General features: G+C 73.2%; 4 protein-coding genes. 2 read left to right on the top strand and 2 right to left on the bottom strand.

Features of this window, described 5'->3' with window-relative positions; translation table 11 throughout:
* A partial coding sequence (locus ACXJKL_RS14080; RefSeq protein WP_457207669.1) for a pyruvate carboxylase occupies nucleotides 1-2,764 on the bottom strand: 2,764 nt, incomplete at its 3' end.
* Between the two features lie 100 nt (nucleotides 2,765-2,864).
* On the opposite strand from ACXJKL_RS14080, the gene ACXJKL_RS14075 reads away from it, so the two are divergent.
* The gene (locus ACXJKL_RS14075) at nucleotides 2,865-3,821 is read left to right on the top strand and encodes an SGNH/GDSL hydrolase family protein (protein ID WP_457207670.1); all 957 of its coding nucleotides are present in this window, start codon (nucleotides 2,865-2,867) and stop codon (nucleotides 3,819-3,821) included.
* Nucleotide 3,822: 1 nt separating this feature from the next.
* On the opposite strand, the gene ACXJKL_RS14070 is transcribed toward ACXJKL_RS14075, so the two are convergent.
* On the bottom strand, nucleotides 3,823-4,761 hold the full coding sequence (locus ACXJKL_RS14070; RefSeq protein WP_457207668.1) for an NAD-dependent epimerase/dehydratase family protein: 939 nt from the start codon (nucleotides 4,759-4,761) through the stop codon (nucleotides 3,823-3,825).
* A gap of 124 nt (nucleotides 4,762-4,885) precedes the next feature.
* Here ACXJKL_RS14070 and ACXJKL_RS14065 point away from each other — a divergent pair.
* On the top strand, nucleotides 4,886-5,128 hold a 243-nt coding region (locus ACXJKL_RS14065), incomplete at its 3' end, for a TetR/AcrR family transcriptional regulator (RefSeq protein WP_457207667.1).

The raw sequence follows: 5,128 nt of genomic DNA, 5'->3' as shown, positions 1-5,128 counted from the left end.
GCTCGGGCCAGCCGCCGGGCGGGTCGCCGAGCTCGCCGTTGAGGAAGCCGATGACCGAGTCGGGGATGTCGAACGAACCGGGGTCGTCCTGGAACTCCTGCGGGTCGGCACCGACCGCGACCAGGTGCAGGGCGAGGTCGCCGACCACCTTGGACGACGGGGTCACCTTGACGACGTTGCCGAGGATGTCGTTGGCCGCGGCGTACATGTCCTCGACCTGCTCGAACTTCTCGCCGAGGCCGAGCGCGATCGCCTGCTGGCGCAGGTTGGAGAGCTGGCCGCCGGGGATCTCGTGCCGGTAGACGCGTCCGGTCGGCGCGGGCAGCCCGGACTCGAAGGGCGCGTAGACCCGCCGGGTGGCCTCCCAGTAGGGCTCGAGCGCGTTGACGCTGGCCAGCGACAGGCCCGTCTCGCGGGGGCCGTGGTCGGTCGCCGAGACCAGCGCGGACAGTGGCGGCTGCGACGTCGTACCGGCCATCGAGGCGCAGGCGGCGTCGACGGCGTCGACGCCCGCGTCGATGGCGGCGACGAGGGTTGCGAGCTGGCCGCCGGCGGTGTCGTGGGTGTGCAGGTGCACGGGCAGGTCGAACTCCTCGCGCAGCGCGGTCACCAGGGTGCGGGCGGCCGGGACGCGCAGCAGGCCGGCCATGTCCTTGATCGCGAGCACGTGGGCGCCGGCGTCGACGATCCGGCGGGCCAGGTCGAGGTAGTAGTCGAGCGTGTAGAGCGTCTCGTCGGGGTCCGACAGGTCGCCGGTGTAGCAGAGCGCCACCTCGCCGACGGCCGTGCCGGTGGCGCGCACCGCCTCGATGGCGGGGCGCATCTGCTCGACGTCGTTGAGCGCGTCGAAGATGCGGAAGACGTCGATGCCGGTCTCGGCCGCCTCCGCGACGAACGCCTCGGTCACCTCGGTGGGGTACGGCGTGTAGCCGACCGTGTTGCGACCCCGCAGCAGCATCTGGAGGCAGATGTTGGGCACCGCCTGGCGCAGCAGCGCCAGCCGCTCCCACGGGTCCTCGGACAGGAAGCGCAGGGCCACGTCGTACGTCGCCCCACCCCAGGCCTCGAGGGACCACAGCTCGGGAGTGGTCCGGGAGACGTGGCCCGCGACACTGAGCAGGTCGCGGGTGCGGACGCGGGTGGCGAGCAGGGACTGGTGGGCGTCGCGGAAGGTGGTGTCGGTGACGGCCACCCGGTCCTGGGACCGCAGGGCACGGGCGAACTCCTCGGGCCCGACGCGCAGCAGGTGCTGCCGACTGCCGTCCGGGGCCGGTACGTCGAGGCTCACGGCCGGCAGCTTGGTCACCGGGTCGATCGTCACCGGCGCCTGGCCGTGGGGCAGGTTGACGGTGACGTCGGCGAGGTAGGTCAGCAGCTTGGAGCCGCGGTCGCCGGAGGCGCGGGCCGAGAGCAGCTGGGGGTGGTCCTCGATGAAGCCCGTCGTGAGACGACCCGCCGCGAAGTCCGGGTCGTCGAGCACGGCCTGGAGGAACGCGATGTTGGTGGAGACACCGCGGATCCGGAACTCCGCGACCGCCCGGCGGGCCCGCTCGACGGCCTTGTCGAAGGTCCGGCCCCGGCAGGTGAGCTTGGCCAGCATCGAGTCGAAGTGGGCGCTGACCTCGGCGCCGGTGTAGGTCGTCCCGCCGTCGATGCGCACGCCGGCGCCGCCGGGGGACCGGTAGGTCGTGATCTTGCCGGTGTCGGGGCGGAAGCCGTTGGCGGGGTCCTCGGTGGTGATGCGGCACTGCAGGGCTGCGCCGCGGACCACGATGCCCTCCTGCGACAGTCCGAGGTCGGCCAGCGTGTCGCCGGAGGCGATGCGCATCTGCGACTGCACGAGGTCGACGTCGGTGATCTCCTCGGTGACCGTGTGCTCGACCTGGATGCGGGGGTTCATCTCGATGAACACGTAGTTGCCGGCGGGGTCGAGCAGGAACTCGACCGTGCCGGCGTTGCGGTAGCCGATCTCGCGGGCGAAACGGACGGCGTCGGCGCACATGCGGTCCCGGAGCTCGGTGGGCAGGTTGGGAGCGGGCGCGATCTCCACGACCTTCTGGTGGCGACGCTGGACCGAGCAGTCGCGCTCGTACAGGTGGATGACGTTGCCCTCGCCGTCGGCCAGGATCTGCACCTCGATGTGGCGGGGGTCGACGACCGCCTGCTCGATGAACACGGTCGGGTCGCCGAAGGCGCCCTCGGCCTCCCGCATGCAGGTCTCGATGGCCTCGCGCAGCTGGGCGCGGTCGTCGACGCGCCGCATCCCGCGACCGCCCCCGCCGGCGACGGCCTTGACGAAGAGCGGTGCCGGGATGGCCTCGGCGGCCTCGAGGAGCGCGTCGACGTCCGTCGAGGGGTCGACCGAGGTCAGGGTCGGCACGCCCGCCGCGCGGGCGGCGGCGATCGCGCGGGCCTTGTTGCCGGTCAGGGTGAGGACGTCGGCCGTGGGGCCGATGAAGGTGATGCCGGCGTTGGCGCACGCCTCGGCCAGGGCGGGGTTCTCGGAGAGGAACCCGTAGCCGGGGTAGACCGCGTCGGCCCCGGACCGGAGGGCCACCGCGACGATCGCCTCGGGGTCGAGATAGGCCCGCACCGGGTGGCCGTGCTCGCCGATCTCGTAGGCCTCGTCGGCCTTGAGGCGGTGCTCGGACCAGCGGTCCTCGTGCGCGAAGACCGCGACCGTGCGAGCCCCGGTCTCGTACGCCGCCCGGAACGCCCGGATCGCGATCTCGCCGCGGTTGGCCACCAGCACCTTGGAGAACATGGCGGCACGCTATCGAGTGGGCCGTCCCGCCCGACGTTACCGGTCCGTAGGACGGGCACGCGGGCCCTCACCACACCGGTGGCATGATCGTCCGGTGCTGATGTCCTCCCGCTCGCCGCGGCTCCTGGCCGGTCTCGCGGCGCTCGTCCTCGCGGCCACCGCGTGCTCCGGGGCCGACGGCTCCGCCGGCCCCGCGGACTTCGTGGCGCCGACGTTCGGGGACCTGCCGTCCGAGATCGACTACGTCGCGCTGGGCGACTCCTACAGCGCCGGACCGCTGGTCACCACGGTGCGCTCGGACCCGTCGGGGTGCGTGCGGTCGACCGACAACTACCCGGCCTTCCTGGCCGGCTGGCTCTCCGTGGAGTCCTACCGGGACGTGACCTGCTCGGGTGCCGAGACCGCCGACCTGACCGGGAACCAGCAGGTCATCGGCGGTGCCAACGTCGCGCCGCAGCTCGACGCGCTGTCGGAGGACACCGACCTGGTGACACTGGGCATCGGCGGCAACGACTTCGGGATCTTCTCCTCGCTCGTCGGCTGCGCGCCCGGCGGGGCCCAGGCGTGCCCGCCCGGCCTGCAGCAGCGCCTGCTCCGCGACGCGGGCCGGGTGCGGGCCCGGGTCGCCGGGGTCGTGCGGCAGGTCTCGGAGCGCGCTCCCGAGGCGGAGGTCTACGTGGTGGGCTACCCGCAGGTCCTGCCCACCGAGGACGGCTGCCCGGCCGTGTCGTTGCCGCCCGCACAGCTCGAGACGGCCGCGACGGTGGCGCAGCAGCTCAACGACTCCCTGCGCAGGGGCGCCGAGTCGGCCGGCGCGACGTACGTCGACCTGGACGAGGCCTCCGAGGGCCACGACGTCTGTGCCGGGCCGGAGGCGTGGATCAACGGTCCGCAGGCCCTGCCGGGCGTCGCGGCTCCCTTCCACCCCCTGCTCGCGGGGATGCGGGGCGTGGCCGAGGAGGTCTTCAGCACGGTGACAGGCGACGAGGCCCCGGACACCGAGACCGCGTCCCCGCCGCGCGACGCGGTGGTCCGCAACGAGGTCCCTGCCGGCTGACTCAGCCGCGCGCCCCGACCGTGCGCCACCAGTCCACGGTCTCCTTCAGCCCCGTCCCGAACGGGGTGGGTGCCAGTCCCAGCCGCTCCTGGCTCCGCGTGGAGTCGAGGACGAACGGCGCCGTGAACATGTACGACGTCTCCGCCAGCTCGCGCGACTCGCGCGAGATCGTCCCCACCGCCCGCAGCGCCCAGGCGGGGATCGCCGACATCCGCGGGACGGGCACGCCGGCTGCTGCCGCCAGCTGCCCGATCAGCTCGCGCTGGGTGAGCGGCGGAGCCGTGGGCGCGTGCAGGAACGAGCCCCACAGGTCGGGCGTGGCCGCGGCGCGGACCATCGCGGCGGCGAGGTCGGGCACGTAGGTGAACGAGTGCGGCTGGTCGAGGCTGCCGAGGACCCGCATGGTCCGTCCGGCCAGCACCGTCGGCACGAGGCGCTCGCCGGCGTGTGCGTTGCGCACGAGCGGGCCGTAGAAGTCCGAGGCGGCGACGCTGACCGTGGGGGTCCCGGACGCCGCGCGCTGGGCCAGCAGGTCGGTGCGCACGCCGAGCTTGCCGGTGCTGGCGGTCCGGGGGGAGTCCTCGGTGATGGGGCCCTCCACCGGTCCGTAGGAGTAGAGGCTCTCGGGGAAGACCGCCACGGCCCCGGCACGGCCGGCCGCGGCCAGGACGTGGCGCTCGGCGACCGGCAGCTCGGCGCGCCAGGTGCGGGCGTCGTACCGGGAGCCGTGGATGCAGTGGTGGACCGCGACCGCCCCGGCGACGGCCCCGTCGAGCTGCTCGGGTCGGGAGACATCGATGCGTCGGCGCTCGATGAGCGGGTGCTCCGGGCCACTGCCGGAGCGGGTGAGCAGCCGCACCTGCTGCCCTGACTCCGCGAGCTGCAGCGCGACGGTCGAGCCGACGGGACCGGCTCCGGTGATGACGTGGATGGCCTTCATGTCCTGCTCCTGATGTTGGGAGAGCACTGCTCTCGTTTCATCCATGGTGCGCGCACTCGACCAGAAAAGCAAGAGCACTGCTCACTTTCGGTACGCATGCTCGCTCGTGTGGCATGCTCGGCACATGAGCGACACCACCCCCAGGGCCCGTGCGCGCGAGCAGACGATGCGCGACATCGTCCGGATCGGTCGCAGCCACCTGGCCACCGACGGAGCCGCCGCCCTCTCCCTGCGCGCGGTGTCCCGCGACCTCGGGGTGGTGTCCTCGGCCGTCTACCGCTACGTCGGCAGCCGGGACGAGCTCCTCACCCTGCTCGTCGTCGACGGGTACGACGAGCTGGGCGACGCCGTGGACGCCGCCCTCGCG

The organism is Nocardioides sp. P5_C9_2 (assembly GCF_054049555.1).
This window is presented reverse-complemented; position numbering and strand designations above follow the sequence as displayed.

What these genes read in the sequence shown, in the direction of transcription:
- ACXJKL_RS14075 (WP_457207670.1), top strand. Translation starts at nt 2,865, where the DNA reads ATGTCCTCCCGCTCGCCGCGGCTCCTGGCCGGTCTCGCGGCGCTCGTC.
- ACXJKL_RS14070 (WP_457207668.1), bottom strand. Translation starts at nt 4,761, where the DNA reads ATGAAGGCCATCCACGTCATCACCGGAGCCGGTCCCGTCGGCTCGACC.